The organism is Spirosoma sp. (assembly GCF_026391055.1).
In the GTDB taxonomy this organism is placed as follows: Bacteria; Bacteroidota; Bacteroidia; order Cytophagales; family Spirosomataceae; genus Spirosoma.
On record NZ_JAPLET010000030.1, the window covers coordinates 221137 to 240784 of the forward strand.

At 50.7% G+C, this 19648-nt stretch carries 15 protein-coding genes; 5 read left to right on the plus strand and 10 right to left on the minus strand.

Going from position 1 to position 19648, the window contains the following annotated elements; all coding sequences use genetic code 11:
• Positions 1-66: 66 nt before the first annotated feature.
• Together argS and NT073_RS30050 are read right to left on the minus strand one after the other, a co-directional pair.
• Positions 67-1866 (minus strand): arginine--tRNA ligase, encoded by a 1800-nt coding sequence (argS, locus tag NT073_RS30045; RefSeq protein ID WP_297381568.1) that lies wholly within the window; start codon positions 1864-1866, stop codon positions 67-69.
• 130 nt (positions 1867-1996) lie between these two features.
• A complete protein-coding gene (locus tag NT073_RS30050; protein WP_297381570.1) occupies positions 1997-4420 on the minus strand; it encodes a penicillin acylase family protein in 2424 nt (807 codons plus the stop codon).
• A gap of 208 nt (positions 4421-4628) precedes the next feature.
• Between NT073_RS30050 and NT073_RS30055 the strand changes: the two genes are divergently transcribed.
• On the plus strand, positions 4629-5150 hold the full coding sequence (locus NT073_RS30055; protein ID WP_297381573.1) for a hypothetical protein: 522 nt from the start codon (positions 4629-4631) through the stop codon (positions 5148-5150).
• 132 nt (positions 5151-5282) lie between these two features.
• Here the strand turns inward: NT073_RS30055 and NT073_RS30060 are convergent, their stop codons facing one another.
• Entirely contained in the window at positions 5283-5855 is a 573-nt protein-coding gene (locus NT073_RS30060) for a hypothetical protein (RefSeq protein ID WP_297381574.1), read from the minus strand.
• Between the two features lie 209 nt (positions 5856-6064).
• Between NT073_RS30060 and recQ the strand changes: the two genes are divergently transcribed.
• The 4 genes from recQ (at position 6065) to NT073_RS30080 (ending at position 12314) form a co-directional block, all read left to right on the plus strand.
• The gene (gene recQ / locus NT073_RS30065) at positions 6065-8188 is read left to right on the plus strand and encodes a DNA helicase RecQ (protein WP_297381576.1); all 2124 of its coding nucleotides are present in this window, start codon (positions 6065-6067) and stop codon (positions 8186-8188) included.
• A gap of 188 nt (positions 8189-8376) precedes the next feature.
• Complete coding sequence (locus NT073_RS30070; protein WP_297381578.1) at positions 8377-9474, plus strand: lytic transglycosylase domain-containing protein; 1098 nt, start codon at positions 8377-8379, stop codon at positions 9472-9474.
• A gap of 248 nt (positions 9475-9722) precedes the next feature.
• On the plus strand, positions 9723-10943 hold the full coding sequence (locus NT073_RS30075) for a lytic transglycosylase domain-containing protein (protein ID WP_297382156.1): 1221 nt from the start codon (positions 9723-9725) through the stop codon (positions 10941-10943).
• 129 nt (positions 10944-11072) lie between these two features.
• Positions 11073-12314, plus strand: a complete 1242-nt coding sequence (locus tag NT073_RS30080; RefSeq protein WP_297381580.1) for a lytic transglycosylase domain-containing protein — start codon at positions 11073-11075, stop codon at positions 12312-12314.
• Positions 12315-12317: 3 nt separating this feature from the next.
• On the opposite strand, the gene NT073_RS30085 is transcribed toward NT073_RS30080, so the two are convergent.
• From NT073_RS30085 to NT073_RS30115, 7 genes are all read right to left on the minus strand, one after another.
• Positions 12318-13355: a DUF4249 domain-containing protein gene (locus NT073_RS30085; RefSeq protein WP_297381582.1), complete on the minus strand. Its 1038-nt coding sequence runs from the start codon at positions 13353-13355 to the stop codon at positions 12318-12320.
• Positions 13356-13357: 2 nt separating this feature from the next.
• Positions 13358-15718: a TonB-dependent receptor plug domain-containing protein gene (locus NT073_RS30090; protein ID WP_297381584.1), complete on the minus strand. Its 2361-nt coding sequence runs from the start codon at positions 15716-15718 to the stop codon at positions 13358-13360.
• Between the two features lie 216 nt (positions 15719-15934).
• Entirely contained in the window at positions 15935-17251 is a 1317-nt protein-coding gene (locus NT073_RS30095) for a deoxyribodipyrimidine photo-lyase (RefSeq protein ID WP_297381586.1), read from the minus strand.
• 122 nt (positions 17252-17373) lie between these two features.
• Positions 17374-17721 carry a hypothetical protein gene (locus tag NT073_RS30100; RefSeq protein WP_297381588.1) on the minus strand — a complete coding sequence of 116 codons (348 nt, stop codon included), beginning with the start codon at positions 17719-17721 and terminating at the stop codon, positions 17374-17376.
• Positions 17722-18311: 590 nt separating this feature from the next.
• Positions 18312-18464 (minus strand): hypothetical protein, encoded by a 153-nt coding sequence (locus NT073_RS30105; RefSeq protein ID WP_297381590.1) that lies wholly within the window; start codon positions 18462-18464, stop codon positions 18312-18314.
• Between the two features lie 29 nt (positions 18465-18493).
• On the minus strand, positions 18494-18670 hold the full coding sequence (locus NT073_RS30110) for a hypothetical protein (RefSeq protein ID WP_297381592.1): 177 nt from the start codon (positions 18668-18670) through the stop codon (positions 18494-18496).
• Between the two features lie 220 nt (positions 18671-18890).
• A complete protein-coding gene (locus tag NT073_RS30115) occupies positions 18891-19598 on the minus strand; it encodes a GNAT family N-acetyltransferase (protein WP_297381593.1) in 708 nt (235 codons plus the stop codon).
• Positions 19599-19648 lie beyond the last annotated feature (50 nt).

A 19648-nucleotide genomic window follows, 5' to 3' on the forward strand; every position in this document is an offset into this window, starting at 1 on the left:
GTTAGTTTTTCGTTTTGGTAGAATTTGGCAATAGTTATTTAAAAGTACTGAATTAGAACCGACTAACTACATTTTCGATGGCACTTCTATGCCCAATAAACCCATTGCCTTACGAATAGTTTCACCAACCAGTTTCGATAAAACAAGGCGGCTGTGCAGCTTTACCGAATCCGTTTCTTTCAGAATGGACAGCTTATCATAGAACTGATTGAATGTCTTCGCCAGATCGTATGCGTACTGAGCAATGTAAGACGGTGCATAAGCTGCTCCGGCTTCGGCAATCCGCTGTGGATATTGGCTCAGCATCAAGATTAGCTGCTGCTCAACGTCGTCTAACCCAGTGGCCATCACGGTACCGTCCAGCGTTACACCCGTTTCGGCAGCTTTTCGCAGGATGGACTGAATCCTGGCATGAACGTACTGAATATAAGGTCCCGTGTTTCCGTGCAAATCAACCGATTCGGCGGGGTTGAACTGCATCCGTTTCTGTGGGTCGACTTTCAGTAGGTAGTATTTCAGCGCTCCTAAGCCAAGCATCTGAAACAACGCTTTTTTCTCCTCGTCGCTGAACTCATCAAGCTTACCTTTAGCCGCTTCATCGGCCGCGTTCGATGCGGCATCCGTTGTCTCCTGAATCAAATCGTCCGCATCGACAACGGTACCCTCGCGGGATTTCATCTTGCCCGTTGGCAAGTCGACCATACCGTACGAGAGGTGATACAACCCATTGGCATAGGGACGACCTAACCGCCGAAGAATAGCGAACAGCACATTGAAATGGTAATCCTGCTCATTACCCACCACCCAGATCTGGCGGTCGCTGCCAAAATCCTGAAATTTCAGATCTGTAGTACCAAGGTCCTGAGTTATATAAACGGATGTACCATCGCCCCGCAACACGAGTTTCTGGTCCAGCCCCTCTTCCGTCAGGTCAATCCAGACGGAGCCATCATCTTTACGATAAAAGACACCCTTCTGGATTCCCTCTTCAACAATTTCTTTGCCGAGCAGATAGGTGTTTGATTCGTAGTAAGTCTTGTCGAAGCTGACGCCAATGCTTTTGTAGGTAACGTCAAAACCGGCATATACCCAGTTGTTCAGTTGTTTCCAGAGCGCAACCGTTTCGAGGTCGCCCTGTTCCCAAAGGCGAAGCATATGCTGTACTTCCTGCATGAGTGGCGCGGTCTTTTCGGCTACTTCTTTGGTAGTCCCCTGCGCCACCATCTCCTCGACCTGCACTTTGTACGCTTTGTCGAAGAGAACGTAGTATTTACCGATCAGGTGGTCGCCTTTGAGACCCGACGTTTCCGGCGTTTCCCATTGGCCCGACGCATCGCTGCCAAACATCCGGTAAGCCAGCATGGATTTACAGATGTGTACGCCCCGGTCGTTGACAATACATGTTTTGACAACATCGTAGCCATTGGCTACCAGAATACGGCTCACCGAATCGCCCAGGAAGTTATTTCGCAAATGCCCCAAGTGCAGCGGCTTGTTGGTGTTGGGCGACGAAAACTCAACCATCACCGACTGGCCTTTCGACGGCAGTGTACCGAACGAGGCATCGGTGGCCATATCGTTCAATACCTCAACCCAGGCCGAATCGGCCAGGCTAATGTTCAAATAACCCTGTACGACGTTGAATTTGCTAACAACCGGGCTGTTTTCGACCAGCCAGTTGCCGATTGCCTGACCAATTTGGGCAGGTGCCTGACGAAGGAATTTGGTGTAAGGGAACGTAACGAAGGTGTACTGTCCTTCAAATTCTTTTTTGGTGGGCGAAAGCTGCACCTCACCGGCATTGCCCGGATAGAGTTCGGCAATTGCCCGTGTAATATCGGCTTGTACGATTGACTGAGTATCCATTATCCGCAAAAGTACGAAATGTAACGTAAGTAGCGTGGCTGGAAAGACGCGTAGCCACACACCAGTTGTCAAATAATAACAGTCACGCTACTACCGGTTTCCATCGCTGTAGCGCACCGTCTGCGCTGCATCAGGGCGTCAGCACTGTTGTACCTTCGGCAACAGTCTTGATTTTTTCCTTTGTAAAAAATACCGGGAAATAGCTGTTCTCGGCCCAGATCGGGAATAAATCGCCGTAATGCGGACTCTCGGGATTGCCGGACTGGCCGGGTGTGTTGATGCCCAGCGTTTTGTCCCAGTCCTCGGTATCCACCAAAATCCGGAAGGAGGCACCATGCGTCTGGTTGAGGTCGTTGCCCGTAGCATTCACCGTTTCGGCATAACCACCGCGTGACACGGGACCGAAGTTTATTTTTTGCCGCATGGCCTTATCGACCAGATTACTCATCGGGTGTGTGATGGTAATGTGTTTGTTTTTGCGCTGCCCGTACGACCAGTCGTCCATATCGGCCCCCAGTCGTTTGGTCAACTCTGCTACGGCCCGGTCCAAACAGGTCAGCAGCAAACTATCGCGGCCGGAGGTTGGCACGAGTAAGGCATCGTAAACCCGCTTGGTAGGCAAAGTTTTAAAATACGGCTGGGCTACTTCAGGTACTTTTTCCTGATAAACAGCCTGCTTCAACTGGCCCTCCCAGGCTACATAAATAGACGCTGCAACAGAATTGGGCGTCAGTTTGTAGTCCCACCGGCGGAGGTAACTAAGCGCCTGTTCGGTACGGTCGTTGAGCGACGCCAGATTTTGCAATAACGGCACCAGTGTTCGGGCCGGAATGGATAGATAATCGGCCTGCAACGCCATAAAATCGACCATCGTTTTCCGGGTTCCGTCGTTTAGGACTTCTTCAATACGATGCGCCCGCGAGGGGCTTGCCCAGGTCCAGCCAAGAGCATCCCGGTGCGGGTAGTTGGTGGCGGTCAGGTTATTGTTGGCCGTAGCCACGTAGCCTTCGGGTGGGTTAAGTTTATTCGGCAACTGGTCGATGGGCAGAAAACCACTCCACTCGAACCGGCCGTCTCCCGGTACGGGTACCAGTCCTGTAAAGTTTTTCCGAATGGGAGCCAGCCCCACCGACTGCCAACCGATGGTGCCGGTTTTATCGGCCCAGATCATGTTTTCGCCCGGCACCCGACTGTACAGACACGCTTTCCGAAACTCCATCCAGTTGCGGGCCTGATTCATACGTAAGCTGGCCAGATACGGCGCAGAACCGATCTCCAGCCCACCCGACCGAATGGCATAGGCTTTGTGATGTTTCGCATCCTCAAACACTACCGGCCCGTGAAGGGTGTACTTGAGTATGGTAGTTACCGGCTTTCCGCCCTTTACGGGAATCGTTTCCGTAAAGGTTTTCATTGTTAACCAGCGATAGGTTGTCCCTTTGCCTTTATATCGGTACTGGTTTGGATTAGCGGGATTGGTTTCGTAGACGTATAAATCTTCGTTATCCGTCTCAAAAATGGTCAAGCCCCACGCGCCGTAGTCGTTATGCCCGATCGACACGCCTGGTAGCGTTGGCTCTCCGGCCCCAACCACATTCCAGCCCGGCGTGGATGCGCCCAGCGTGGATGCGCCCGGCGCATTGAGATGAACCCAGTAGCGCAGCGAAGGCGTTGACTGTGCCCGGTGCGGGTCATTGGCCAACATTGGATAGCCGCTGGCCGATTTATCACCCGAAATAACCCAGTTATTGGAGCCAACGTATTGTTTATCGGCCTCGAAACCTCGGTTTAGGCTGGCTTCATCCTCGTCGGCCTTTGTCGACTGCCCTCTGAATTTAAGCGGCAGACGGAACGCTTCGTAGAGTTCCAGAATTGGCTGAAATAGTTCGTCGCCGTTTACATGAAGCGTCAGATCGGGTGCTGGAGACGTCGTGGTTGGCAAGGTCGATTGTGGGTGAAACCATTGCAGTTCGCGGAGTTTATCGGCACCAATCAAGTTGACCAGCCGCCCGTAGTTTAGCTCCTCCCGAACGTTATACATCAGTCCTTGATGGCGGCTGATAACGACTTCGGGCGTCCAGAAACCGGGTTTCGTATCGAGCACCCGAAACTCGAACGGTAGCTTTTCGGGCGTTTTCAGAATTTCGGTAACGTAAGCATTGATACCTGCCACAAACGCCTTTACAATCTGCGGCCCGTGCGGGTGATAATGCAGGAGTTCTTTATCAATGTCAGCGGGGGTCGCATTGGGCTTGTACCGAAACAGGCGGGTGCCGATGTCCCGCTTTATTTCCTGCGGGCCGAGCAGTTCGGCCACGGTTCCGGTAGCCTGCCGACGCCAGATTTCCAGTTGAAACAGCCGGTCCTGAGCCGCCGAATAGCCCTGGGCAAAGAACAGGTCGTGTTCATTTTTGGCATAGATATGATTGACACCCCACCGGTCACGAATAATTTCAACGGGCTGCCGTAGGCCAGCCGTGCGTATCGTTTGACTGGATTGAGCCCGGCAATAAGCTGATGAAATGATAATAAGGAAAAGAAGTAGTTGACGCATACCCTTGCTTAATTTGTGAGTAAGATAGCCAACAATCGCCATTTGCAACGCGCTGAGGGAATTTTACGATGGTAACACAACTACGTAATCAGGCAGAGTAGGGTACATTTTATTGACCACAGAGTCCCTACAACGGCGGACTCTGTGGTTAAATTTCCTTATGTACTTATTTTGTCGTATCAATGCATAAAAAAAAGTCGAAAACGTAATGAAAAACAGCTATTCTGCATTCGCTATCAGCTTTCTGGTGACGTTGACAGGCTGCTCGAACGTGTACATACAGTCCAATGTAAACCGGGAGGATAAGACGGACTTTACTCGCATTCTGGTGGTGTCGAACTTAACCCGTGCCAACCCTACTTATCTGGCCTCGTTTCAAACGGCCTTTCCGCAAGGCTATCAGGTGTGCAGTGTATCGAACAGCCCGCTTTCATTCGATAGTCCGCAGGAGGCTATCCAAAAGCAGCAGCAAACTTGCCATAGTGAAGTGATGCTCACTATTGATTTCAGTCGGAATTATTTATCAGGATATGGAAAATACATTTCGTCGAACGATGAGCTATTGCTGCAATTGATCAACATTTCTAACGGAAAGCCCTTTTGGAAAGCGGTGGTCACGACAAGCGGAAGTAACGAAGTGCCAGCCAATAAGGTAGTTAACCAGCTTATTGAAGACGGGATCATTAAAGGAACCCTCCCTGGTCAGAAATACTACCGTTCCGATTATTAACAGGTCGGTATATGACTGGCGATGGGCCGTTTCGTTTCAGAAGCCGGGCTCCTACAGCAAACATGAATCGTCCCGAAGCGTAGCTAGATCGCTATACTTCGGGACGATTCATGTTTGTCGACTAGTTATACCCTACTTCACGCTGCTCAGGTACGTCTTGTTTCCGTTCTTGTTGATATAATACTTACCTCCTCGCGGGCCGGTCATTACTTTTTCTCCGTTCGGGCCTTTCTGCGATGGATCGACCGGCGCTTTGTAATCAGCGGGTGTCGCCTTTTCTTCCTTCATTTTCGGCATGGATGCGTTTGCCGACTTACTCATTTTATCGTCTTTCAAGCCAGCATTATCAGCTTTCTTAACCGCCTTGTCTGGTGTAGCAGCCGCGGCAGTAGCACCATCAGTTGCTGCTTTCTTGGCAGCTTTAGCAGCCCTTGCAGCAGCCATTCGGTCATTTACGGCCGCTTGTTTTGCCGCATCCGTTGCTGCGCTTACATCGGCTTTAGCTTCCTTAGCCTCTTTCTTCCCTTCCTTGGCTGCGTCTTTTGCGGCTTTGGTTTCCGCTTTGGCAGCTGCTTTCGCCGACGCGTCAGCTTCGCTCATTTCTTTTTTTGCCTTGCTTTTTCCTGGTTTGCTGTCCTGAGCAACACCATTCATAGCCATAAGCATGCTTAAAGACAAGCATAGAGTTAATAGCTTCGTTTTCATCGTGATTAAATGGGTTTGTACGTGTATAAAACCTTTTGCGCCTTTTAGACGGGGCGATTCTCATAAAATCACATCTCCCGCCGTGAAAACGACCTATTTTTTTCTTAAATTTGATATAGCCTTAGTAAGCTGTTAGTCAGGGTCTATATACTTATCCTGTAAAATAATTTGGCCAGCTAGGCTCACTTATCCTGCTCACCAGTAGAGAAATGACCGTTTCAACAGCCCATACCCAGCAGCCCGCCGACTACCTCAAACGCTATTACGGTTACGACCGCTTCCGGCCCATGCAGGAAGCCATCATCCAGTCGATTCTGAGTGGTCGTGACACGGTAGTGCTGATGCCTACGGGAGGTGGTAAGTCGGTCTGTTTCCAGATTCCGGCCCTGATGCTACCGGGTCTGACGGTTGTGGTTTCACCCCTGATCGCCCTCATGAAAGACCAGGTGGGTGCGTTGCATATGAACGGTATTCAGGCCGCTTTTTATAACAGCACCCAAACCAGCCGGGAACAGCGCGAAATCGAAAACGACTGCATTAGCGGCAAGCTCAAACTTCTTTATGTTTCGCCCGAGAAACTGCTCAGCGAATCGTTTTTTCAATTCCTGAGCCTGACTAATCTGTCTCTTTTTGCTATTGATGAAGCGCACTGTATCTCCTCCTGGGGGCACGATTTCCGGCCGGAATACACCCAACTGCACGTCCTGAAAGAGCAGTTCCCAACAGTGCCGACCATTGCCCTGACGGCAACCGCCGACAAACTCACCCGGCAGGATATTGCCACCCGGCTCGGCATGAACGACCCGGCTATTTTTGTGGACTCCTTTAACCGCAAAAACCTGAGCTTGCAGGTTTTGCCCGGGCAAAACCGCATCCAGCAGATTATCCGGCTGCTTCAGCAAAAACCCGACACCTCGGGCATTATTTACTGCCTCAGTCGTAAATCGACCGAATCTTTGGCGGCCAAGTTGCAGGAAAAAGGGTTCAGTGCGGCTTTTTACCACGCCAAAATGGACCCCGACGACCGCTCCAAAACCCAGGAAGCCTTCCTGCGCGACGATGTTCGGATTATATGCGCCACCATTGCCTTCGGGATGGGGATCGACAAATCGAACGTGCGGTGGGTTATCCATTACAACATGCCCAAGAACATCGAAAGCTTTTATCAGGAAATCGGGCGGGCCGGTCGGGATGGCGCGGCTGCCCAAACCGTCCTGTTTTACAGCTTTGCCGATGTAGCAACCTATAAAGACATGCTGGCCGAAAACAACCCGGCCAACCTCGGCTTGCAACTGGCGAAGCTGGAACGAATGCAGCAGTACGCCGATGCCCATACCTGCCGCCGACAAATTCTGCTGTCTTACTTCTCGGAAGAACTGCCCGATCCCTGTGGCAACTGCGACGTTTGCCGCGACCCGCGCGTTACTTTCGATGGCACCGTTCTAGCCCAGAAAGCCCTTTCGGCCATCATCCGCACGGGCGAACGGGTTCCTATGAACCTGCTGATCGACATCCTGCGCGGCTCCCGCAGCCAACAGGTGCTGCAAGGCGGGTACGACCAGATAAAAACCTACGGGGCAGGCCGCGATATTCGGTTCGAAGACTGGCGAAGCTACATCCACCAGCTCATCAATATCGGCGTTATCGAGATTGCCTACGAACAGCATTACGCCCTTCGGCGCGGTATCCTGGCCGATCAGGTGTTGTATAAAGGACGGAAAATTGACCTCGTCCGTCCCGACGATGCGCCAAAACCAGTGGTTGAGAAAACGAGGGCGAAGACCGAAACCCAGCGCGACGATCTCTTCGAACGGCTTCGGGTACTGCGCAAGCAACTCGCCGACGAACAGAACGTTCCGGCTTACGTTATTTTTACGGATACTACGCTCGAAGACATGGCCCGGCAACGCCCCACCACCCCCGACGCTCTGCGTAATGTGAGTGGTGTTGGCGAGCGGAAATTGCAACTCTTCGGCAAGCGCTTTCTGGAGGAGATTGTCGGGCATGTACGTGGCCGGGTAGACGCCGGTGAAAAGCCTAAAGGATCGACCCAGCTCATTACCCTCGATTTGTATAATGATGGCCTCTCCATCGAAGAGATTGCCACCCGCCGACAACTCACAACGGGGTCTGTGGCGGGGCATTTGGTTCAGTTAGCGAAGGCTGGATACGATATTGATTTAGTCTCGCTTATCGACCCTTTTGAACGGCGCGAAATAGAGAAGGCAATTGGGGTTGTGGGTATGGAAGAAGGCCGTTTAAAGCCCGTATTCGACTATTTGGAAGGTCGATACGATTATGGCAAATTAACGCTGGTTGCCGGGCTTTTATAGAAATAAAATCCTGTTTTTGGCGAGACCGTTGGATAATTCTTAGACGATTATTTGGCAAGTAGCCGAAAATCAGTTAAGTTCGTATAGAAAACCAGATCAGACCCGCTACTCAGGTACGGGTTTTCTTGTCTGTATGTGCCACAACAACTAATGCAATTTTGATAAAAAAGGTAAGTTTTTCACTACTCATGGCCGCTTTCAAACCGGGCGTCGCTACGTTGGGAATCGCTATGTCGGGCGTTGTTACGCCAGCCCTTGCGCTCTCCAACTTCGGGGCCGACACGAGCCGGTCACTGTTGTCATCAGGTGGGCTGAATAACCCCGAACTACTCGTCGTAGACTCGACAAAGCGCGTATTTCCAATCTACTTTTGCGGAGAAGAGGTTCCGGTCGATGAACCCCGCGTATCGCGCCGGTGGTTGCAAACCCTTCGCCTGTACGGTGCCCAGCAAGACTTTCTGATGGACCTTCGGTCGCGGGCATCTACGTTTTTCCCTATCATCGACCCTATTCTTCGTAAGTATAAAATCCCCCGCGATTTCCGGTTTATGCCCCTGGCCGAAAGTGCGCTCGACAATAGCAGCGTATCCTATAAAGGGGCATCGGGCTATTGGCAGCTTATGCCGGGAACGGCCCGCGAACTGGGGTTAACGGTAAATAGTACGGTGGATGAACGCTATAACCTGCAAAAAGCGACAGTTGCCGTTTGTCGGCATCTCCACCAGTTGTATCGGGAGTTAGGCTCCTGGACGCTGGTTGCAGCCGCTTATAACGGAGGAATCACCCACGTCCGAAATAAAATGGAGCAACAGGGCCAGTCTAACTACTTCCGGCTCCGGCTGCATCGGGAAACGAGCCACTACCTGTTTAGAATTCTGGCGTTTAAAGAACTACTCAGTAACCCGCGACAGTATGCTTTGCTGGTTAGCGGAGCAACCATTGCCGAACTTGTCAAACCATTACCGAGCTGGCATAAGCCACTTGCCTTGCCGAAGAAAGTAAAAGACGCGCCAACAATCGAACTGGTCGATGAGGAGTTCATGAACACCTGGGGCCCGCGCCCTAATACGGCGCTAACGCAGGCTCCATCCGATACACAACAGTTTATTGCCCAGGCCGTTGCTGCAAAGAGTCTGCCAAACACCGATCTTGAACAACAGGGAAAGCACTTACCCATAAAAAAGTTAATGATGGGCCTGATGGTGCTCCGGTTCCGCCGACCACGTTTCCTGGACAGGAAGAAAGGTGAGGGCATCCGTCCTTTACATTTCTGGGACTGGTTGTAGCCAGCACTACGTTTATTGAATGGAAGCCGCTCTACGAAGCGGCTTTTTTCATATCGAATACCTTAACCCGTTCGCTACAAAATTGTACCAAAAAAGGTGGCTCGATAACCGATATTAAATCTACCCTTGGCATAATTATTGATTGTTACCAAAATAATTCAATTGGTATAATATGTAAAGGGATCACGTTACAAGTGATCATTTAATCGGTAAAGATTCGAATCTGCTAAACTTGTACATGACCGTTGATAAACTTATTAGCTTCACTTGTACTGGCGACTGTACTGGTCCTGGCAAGTGTTTCATCACCTTATACGCTCAATACCCTGCCTAGCCCAGCTACCCCGACAATCGACCCGGTTCTTAAAACAATGCTGCCGCCCGTCTATTTCTGCGGTGAGTCAGTACCTGTTCATGAAGAAGTGGTAGCTCGTCGGCTAGTCTCAGCATTGGTGCGCAACACGTCGCAGAACCAGGCCTTTTTACGCATACGCCAGCGGGCCGCGGTTTTCTTCCCGGTTATTGAGCCAATCCTGCTGTCGCACAGTATTCCCTTGGATTTCAAATACCTACCGCTCGTTGAGAGCGCACTACAAGGGTTTGCGGTGTCGCCGAAAGGGGCTGCGGGGTATTGGCAATTTATGCCCGCCACCGCCCGCGAACTGGGATTGAACATAGAACGTGGTGTCGACGAACGACAGCATCTGATAAAATCAACGCATGCCGCCTGCCGGTATTTGCGGTATCTGCACAATCGACTAGGCTCCTGGACACTAGCCGCAGCCGCTTACAATAATGGTATAGGTGCTCTTTTGAGCAATATCCGTCGACAGCAGCAGCGCGATTACTACTACCTGCACTTGAATGCCGAAACGGGCAAATACCTGTACCGCATTCTGGCGTTTAAAGAACTGTTTACCAACTATCGCTCCTACCAGCACCTTATTCCGGAGCGAATGATGGCCAACTTAACCAGTCCGCTGAATACACTAACCGACGACGCAGCAGCGGAGGATGAAATACTGATTCCCGAAGTTATTCTGAATGAAGCAACACAGGAAGCAATTAATACGCCCATCAACGATCCGCTGAGACCGGCAAAAGGGCAATCTATGGATATTCCCCTACCCAATGCCGCCGATGTGTTTCGGGGTGGCATCAAGGCCAAGCTGGTTGAGCCATCTGGTTTAGAACGTGGTCAGATATGGGTGTTTCACCTCACGCGAGATGGAATAGCGGGTGGTCATGACGTTGAGGAAGGCGATATTTTGTATGCTGTTATTGAAGACATCGACACCAAAACCAACAAGGTTTACCTTCGCTCTGACAAACTCTATTCAACCAGCGAGCGACAAACCTATTCACTTGCTTTATCGGCCGTAGATGCCTCTACCGGGCGCATTGGCATTAACCTGTCTGATCTTAGTCAGCTAAAGTCAGGCTGGATATTAACCTGGAAGTCGCTTTAGCACCCTGGAAAGCCCGCCGGTTTTCTAACAACCGGTAGCTCATAGTCTTGTCTCCGACGAACTAAACGACAGTGGCGCACCGTTATTTAGGCGTTCAACAACTGGTCGTTTGTTTTGACACTATCCACTATGCGCATTGTTGTACTGATGTTAAGTGGTTTACTACTGAACATCCCTATCTCGGCGCAAAAAAAGGCGAGTACGGCAAAGAACAGGCCCAATCTTTCTTCTGCTCATAAACGTTCCTTAAGCGGACCGGGGCGTCTTCACTTCTGCGGTGAAGTCGTACCAACTGAACAGGGTAACGTTTCGGCCAAGCTGGCCTTCGCTATGGCGAGTAGTTCGGGATATGCCCGTCGGCTGAATGCACTAAAGACCCGTTCGGCTCCTTTCTTCTCCGTTATCGAGCCTATTCTTGAGCGGTACGGTATCCCTGACGATTTTAAGTACCTGCCCCTGATCGAGAGTGCCTGGCAGGCAAATGCCGTATCCTCGGCCGGAGCGGTTGGTTACTGGCAGTTTATGGACGATACGGCACAGGATATGGGGCTATCGATAGCCCCCGGCCACGATGAACGCACAAACCTCCTTAAATCAACCGAAGCCGCCTGTAAGTACATCAATTTCCTGTACCGAAAATTAGGTTCATGGACGCTTGTGGCTGCGGCCTATAATGGGGGCGTGGGCATGGTTCAACGGAAGATCACCAAAGTAGGCCATCGCGATTATTACACCATGGCGATGAATCCCGAAACCGGCTATTATCTCTACCGGATTCTGGCCATGAAACAGCTATTTACGAATCCGTCCTATGGGATCGACGCCGTGGGCCTGATGCTGGCATCGGGAGGTAACGCCTACGAACAGGAGCGCGAACAGGCCCGGCGAATGGGCTGGCTTCAGGACCAGGAACCGGCAGTGAGCGGGATTCCGGTTGAGTCACTGTCGGGTCCGGATGCTTTGCTAAACGATCAGATACCAACGGGCCGTCACGAAGTGGTCGTCATGGACAGTTTGTTAAGCAAACTGCTTAAAAACACGCCGAGTAGTCCGTCTGCCGTTGTGGGCGATGTAGCTGCGCGTCTGGTACAGGCGGGTCAGGTAAAAGTAGGCCAAAGCTGGTCATTTGCGCTCACCGAAACGGTCCAGATTGACGAAAGTACCCTTAAGGCGGGCGATATGCTTTACGCTATTATCGATGATATTGATACCTACGGCAATCTTTTCTTCCGGGCGACCAAAGCCATCTCGGCACAAACCAAAACGACCATTCCGCTTACACTCATTGCGCTGAACCCGGCAACCGGTTTGGCCGGTATTCCGCGCCCCAAAGTGGTGAAGCCCGGCTGGGTAGTGCAGTGGAAACTCTAAGGATCACCAGCCAGTTGGCTCCAATAAGGGGGTATTTCGACCGTATGTATCCCTACAATCGCCGGGCGGAATTATCTGACTACTGATAAAACTGGTTAGTGCAGGATAAAAAGAAACCCTTGGATATTCCTGTAGACGGAGCCGACGGCGGGTAATAGACGTAACGGCAAAATACCCTCTTGCCAAATCGGTTGGATCGCTGGCATTCACGAGGTTGCCCGTAACGGGTGCCGGTAAGGGATCAAAAATACTTCCGGTACGGGCGTTCTGCTGCTGATAAAGTTTCCAGAACTGGTAATTCGCTTGCGTAATGGCGTACTGCTGCATCTCAACCAGTTGGGGAGCTACCGTATAAATCGGTATCTGTAAGACAAACCGATTCCGCAATGGATTACCGTTGATAGCTTCATCACTGAATATATTCACCACATTGGTAGATACCATTGTCCAGCAGCGATTGTTGCATAAGTTAGGGCTTCCCAAGCTGCAGGGTACGCCTATTGACAGCCGGTTTGTATAGCCATAGGCCGTCCAGCGGTAATAATTTTGCTCATTGCCTGGATCACTCATATTGGCTCCATAGGCAAACGCGTAAGGAATGGCCAGATTTCCGGTTTTAACCAGTCTGGCCGAGATACTATCAAGTTGTGGTACGGCGGGCATCCGTTCCTCTTTGGTCATGTAGCGTCTGCCGTCGGTCAATGTCACCGTTAGGCTATACGCCCGGCCAACCTGCCCGCGAAAGGTGGCATCGGTTGTTTGGTACATGCCCGAACCAGTTGACATAAAGCGAGCGGAACGGCCCTGATCATCGCCAAGTGTAACCTGGGCACCGGTTACGTATTGATCATTAACATTTTGCCCACCCTCGCCACCATAGTTACCGGTATACGTCAGCCGGACGATATATGGGGGCGCTTCGTTGGTAATCTGACCTTCTACCACCAAACGCGGGGTTTCCGTCCGGATGGGCAGTTGAACCTGATCGATGCAGGCCGCCAGAACAGTCAGAAGAAGTAGAGAACTGATAAACTGACGCATGGCTAAAAGAAGAAGTTGTAAGCGATGGATGGGATCATCGTACCAAATACCGAAAGACGGTACGATTCGGTTCGCTGGTTAAACCGGGTGAAATAAATGGAGTACGGATTCTTGTGTGCGTACAGGTTGTAGATACCCAGTGTCCAGATACCATACCGCTTTTGTGCTTTATTGAAGCGGGTATCTTTGGAAAAGGCAACGTCCAGCCGGTGATAGTCAGGAATCCGGTCAGCATTTCGGCGGGAATAGTCCTGTACTGGCTCACCGTTATACGTATACTGCCCATCTGGATACGTAGCCGGAACACCGGTGTAATAAACAAAATTGCTCGAAAAAGACCAGTTGTGCGACATTGACCAGCGGGCCTGCACATTGACCGTATGGGGCCGGTCGATGTAGGCCGGATAATACGCACCGCCATTGATCCGGAGGGCATCGAACGCCGTTTGCACCGCAATCAGCGAGCGGGCATACGTATAATTAAGCTGCCCGGTCAGTCGTCCACTAGTTTTGCTCAGTCCCAATTCAACTCCGTAAGCTTTTCCGGCAGCCTGCACCAGTGCTGTTTCGAGTTTCGGATTTAGGATAAGGTTTGCTCCGTAGCGGTACTCGATCTGGTTCTGTAGGCGTTTGTAATACCCTTCCACACTTAGTTCGAGCCCATTATCCAGAAAGTTCTGAAATACGCCCAGCGATACCTGGTCGGCAATCTGAGGGTGCTGGTAGCGGTCGCTCAGTTTCCAGAAATCGAGGGGTGTAATGGCGGTTGTATTGGAGATAAGGTTCAGGTACTGGCGCGTTCGACCCGCACTGGCTTTGATGGCCGTATGTTTACCCAGTTGCACGCGCAGAGCTAGCCGGGGCTCAAAACCACCATACGCCTGCGCCACCTGACCCGAACGGTAAAGCACCGAGTCGGTTACGGTTTCCGGGGAGACTGGCGCATTCTCCGCATAACCGTAAACCGTTTGTGGTCCCAGCAACGCAAAGGCTGAATAGCGAAGCCCGGCCATCAGGGTAACGGTGGGTATCAACTCCCACTCGGTATTCACATAAGCCCCCAGTTCACGCCCTCGTTCGGGGCTGACTTGTTTGGGGTTAATGCTGGACTGATTGTCCGCTGGCTGAATAGCTCCCGTCTGGATACCGTACAGAATGCCATTGACACCAACCTGAACTTTATGCTTCTTTGCAATGGTATAAAAGACATCCGCTTTTCCTTCCCGCTGTTCAATATGCGATGTAAAGCGGAAACCCAAATTGGGCGTTACGCCATCAACATTGAGGTAGTAACCGCTGTACAAAGCGGCCAGATTGAGCTGCATGTTGGGTCGAATCAAGTAACTCCAGCGGCCCGCCAGTACATTCGATTGCCAGCCGTATAGGGTGTCGCCCGGAAACCGGAAATTATCCTGACTTCGATAAGCCGAGAGCGAAATTGTATTGCGTTCGTCGGGTGTATACGTTAGTTTAAGATTGCCATCGTAAAAGAAGGCCCGGCTGTTTTTGACGCTTGTCGTTGGAAATAGCTGTAGCAGGTAGTTCGGGAAAGCAATGCGCCCACCAGCGAGTAAGGTTAGCTTTTTTGTAATTGGCCCATCAACCACCGCCCGCACACTCACCGGACTCACCCCACCCGACACCCGCCAGCCATCTTTATTGCCATTTCGGGTACTCATGAGCAGTAACGACGATACCCGACCACCATACTGCGCCGAAAAAGCCCCTTTGCTGAGGCTCACGTCCTGCACCATATCGGGGTTAATGTTTGTGTAGAAGCCCAGCAGGTGCGATGTGTTGAACAGGGGCGCTCCATCAACCAGTACCAAATTCTGATCGGCCCGGCCGCCCCGGACATTAAAGCCCCCCGCCCCTTCGCCCGCCGTTGTGACACCAGCCTGTAAAGACAGTGCTTTCAGAATATCCGGTTCGCCCAGAACAACCGGCATCCGTTTCAACTCGGGCATACTGAGCTGGATTTGCCCCATCTGCACATCCTTAATGTTTTTGTCCTTGCGAATGGCGCGTACATCAACTTCATCCAGATCCGTTGAGCGGGGTTGCAGGTAATACTCGACTCGCTTGTTAAAATCGAGAACGACCGTTTCGCGACCGCGAAAATAGCCTACTGCCGACACGTAGGCCGTGAGCACCCCCGGTGGATGGGTAATTGAAATAACCCCGGCACTATCAGCACGTCCGCCCAGTTTTGTTTCAGCAATAAATAAGCTGGCCCCGGAAATTGGCTTTCGGGTAATACCGTCCCGAACAATAATACTCAGCCGAAGTCGCTGCTGGGCCATTACAGACGAGTGAAAACTGTAAAGACAAACGAAACAAATCAGCAGTAGCCGTAACTTCATAACGCCGGATGATGGAATAGTCTATAAAAAGAGCCGTAATCTACAAAAACCTGTGCATACGAACATTCGCAGGCGCGGGTATTTACCGCAAAGGCGGCTCTCCCGTGCCTGTCATTGAGCAAGCCGGTCCGGCTTCCCGCTTCGCTTGCATCAGAGAATACACACTTTATGAACAGACAGAGGTAATACCCGCGCCAGCAAACGCCCCAGCCTGCCCTACTTCACTTTGGCCAATGCTTTTCGGTAGGTATCGATGGCGCGTTGCCGGGCCATGGCATGGTCGACCATTGGTTTGGGGTAGGCTGGCTGATCGACTTCGGGCACCCACTGGCGGATGTAAACGCTTTTGGGGTCGAACCGCTGTGCCTGGGCCGTTGGGTTAAAGACCCGAAAATAAGGTGCGGCATCGGTACCTGAACCAGCCGCCCATTGCCAGCCGCCGTTGTTGGCAGAGAGGTCGTAATCGCGGAGTTTTTTACCGAAGTAGGCTTCACCCCAACGCCAGTCAATGAGCAGATGTTTGCATAGGAAACTGGCAGTAATCATACGGACGCGGTTGTGCATCCACCCAATGGTATTTAACTGCCGCATTCCGGCATCGACAATCGGGTAGCCTGTTTCGCCCCGGCACCATTTGTCAAACTCCTCTTCGTTATTGCGCCACTCAATCTGGTCGTACTCCCGCCGAAAAGAGTATTGTTCCACGTGCGGGAAGTGGTCGAGTACCTGGAAGTAAAAATCACGCCAGCAGAGTTCATTCAGAAACGTTTGATCGTCGGCTGCCTTCGCCTGCCGGACCAGTTCACGAACGCTGATGGTGCCGAAGCGCAGGTGAATACTTAATTGACTGGTGCTATGCGGTAGTGCTGGGAAATCACGGGTCCTGTTATACGAGTCAAGCAATTTATCAGCTACCGTCCGATCAGGGAAAGGCTCCCCCACCGGTTGGAAACCCATTTCCTTCAGCGTGGGTAGGGGTTCGGGGTTAGTTTGCCAGAATTGCTTTTTGTACTTTTCGGTTGGGTACGACTTCAGATAGAAATCAGTCAACGTGTCTTTCCACTTGCGGCTATAGGGTGTAAAAACCGTGTAGGGTGTCTTTTTGCCGCTGAGCACCTCGTCGCGCTCAAAGATAGTCTGGTCTTTACTGGTATGAAACCCAATGCCATGTCCGGCCAGCAACTCGTCAATAGTCTTGTCACGTTCTTTGGCGTACCTTTCGTAATCATGGTTGGTAAACACATCACCAATTGTATACGTTTCGATCAACTCTTTCCATACGTCAACCGGCTTGCCATAGCGCACGATGATGGTCGACCCCAGTTTTGCCAGCTCATCATGCAGGCGATTAACTTCCTGAACCAGAAACTCAACCCGACGGTCGAGCCGGTCGTCCAGCGCATCGAGAATGACACGGTCAAAAATAAATACAGGAATAACGGGGCGGCCACTTTTGAGGGCGTAGTATAAAGCGGCATTATCGTGCAGACGCAAATCGCGCCGAAGCCAGACCAGCGAGAGCGGTTCAGACATGTTTTGGTTGGTTTGTTTATCGGCTAACCCGTCGTGAACCAAAAAAGTTGGGCAAGAAAAAGCCGGAAACTGTTAGGTGAATGAATACCACGACAGCTTCCGGCTACTGATAACGTAATTTTTTATTCTGGCTGGAAACGAAGCCGAACGGTGTGTAACTCGCCCGCATCGCTGCCATATCCATTTATTTTTTTGCCCGTTAACTGGCGAATCAATGTATTGTTAAGCTGTTCGTTTTTACTGAATACTTCCAGTTGGCAAAGCTCATTGGCGGCATTTACCTTGAACTGAATCACGACAACACCCGCCTGTTGCGTTGGCTTGAGAGCATCGGGGTACGAAACATATTTCGATAACTGGTTTTCCAGGGTAGCCTTAGCAGCCTTGGGTTTACTTGTTGTTATCGGCGCAGCGTAGGCTTGCGTTGCCAGGAAGCCTACCAGCATGATAAGAGCAAAATTCTTTTTCATGACTTCAATGTGATTAAATGATTAAACAACTACCCTTGTCGCAAGCCAACCAAATGCTATCGGCGACTAATGTTACCTTAATGTTACGTCAATATTAAGGTAATATTATCTAATCACAAAGAAAATCAATGTTATCATTTTAAGCCCGTTTTATCAATGTGAGTATAAACAATATATTGTATTGATAAGTATCACATATATGAACTACTTCCTTATAATATTTTGTCATTATTAACTATGTCCTAATTTTCCCCAAATAGCCAATATTAACTTAATGTTAAGCACTAGCAATATTCTTGTTAATAAAGGAAATATAGCACACATTTTACAGCTTTTGTCAGGTATAGAGACTGGCGCGTTTAACCAACAAAGGGTTACCTCTGACCAATGCGGGTTATGCAGAATCTGCGTCTGCGCTCCCTTTCACTTAGTTACGCATCATCAAACTTTTTTTGATGATAACGACCCAACGTTTATACCCAGCTTCGTTCAGATGCAGCGTATCGGCATCGTATAACAACGGAATGGGTTTCCCATCCGGGCTAAGAAACGTATAAGCAGTTTCAATAGAATGAAGAGTAGGCGTATGCTCACAATACTGTCGAACTAGCTCGTTGGCGGCACTGGTCTGGTCCCAAACGGCCCAGCGTTCGGGGGTCCGGGGATACCTGAATCCAGAAAATCGGCAGATCAGGGTGAATGGCCTGCACCTGGCGGGTAACGTTTTTAACTAAATTCAGCACCTGCAACGGCGTTTTGTCGACGGGAACATCTACGATGTACGGGTCAGGTCTATAGCCTGTCCGTAACTAACGTTGTTCACGGTATCGAAGCGCGGGGAAACCTCGTCGGCAAACCGATGAACCGGTCTTTCCAATTGAGCTGATACCGGATTGGTCAGCCCTGAACCAGCTAGCGAAAGCAAAGTAAGAAGAACGTCCCTAATCATTTTTGGTCCTGTCGAAGAAACAGATGAGTTGAAACCAGTTTTCAATACGTGGCTTCGTTGAGTAGCAACAGGGGGAAACCTTAAACTGGCATTCAGATTCCAATAAGACAAAATCGGCACCAGATTGCTCCGGTGCCGATTTTTATAAACCTCATTGGCCATTGCCAACGCTTGTCCAACAACGAATAGCCTACCTCAAAATTCAGGCTGGTTCTGTTTCTTATGCCGTTTCTAACTCACGATTGCGCTGGGCTCGTGAACGCTCTGTCGGGCTGATGCGCATCAGGATGCGGTTTTTGATACGCATCCAGCGTTCGTATAATTTCGATTCTTTCAGAAAGTTCCAGTTTTCGTCTTTCTGCTCCTTCTTATGTTCTTCCGGATCATACTGCATACCAGTACACAAACAGTGTTTGCGGTTGGTACGCGTCAGGATATCAAAATTAGTGCAGGTCTGGCACCCTTTCCAGAAGGCATCGTCGGCGGGCAGTTCGCTGAGCGTTACCGGCTGATAGCCAAGGTCAGAGTTAATTTTCATGACTGCCAGACTCGTTGTGATACCAATGATCTTAGCCGTTGGGAACATCGTCCGTGATAGTTCAAAAGCTTTGGCTTTGATCCGTGTGGCAATACCACTTTTTCGGTAGTCGGGATGGACAATCAGCCCGGAGTTAGCTACGAACTTGCCGTGCTCCCACGTTTCGATGTAGCAAAAGCCAACCCATTCGCCGGAGAGGGTCATGGCTACAATGGCTTTCCCTTCCAGCATTTTCTCCATCACATAAATAGGTGAGCGCTTGGCAATACCGGTTCCCCGGGCTTTGGCACTCTCTTCCATTTGATGGCAGATGGTTTCGGCTAACCGCAAATGATTTTCATTCGCAACCTGGACGATATAAAGATCGTTAACTATTTCGGGTGTGATCATTGTCGTTTATTGGGCGGTTGTAAAGCCGCAAAACGGAGACAGCGTAATCC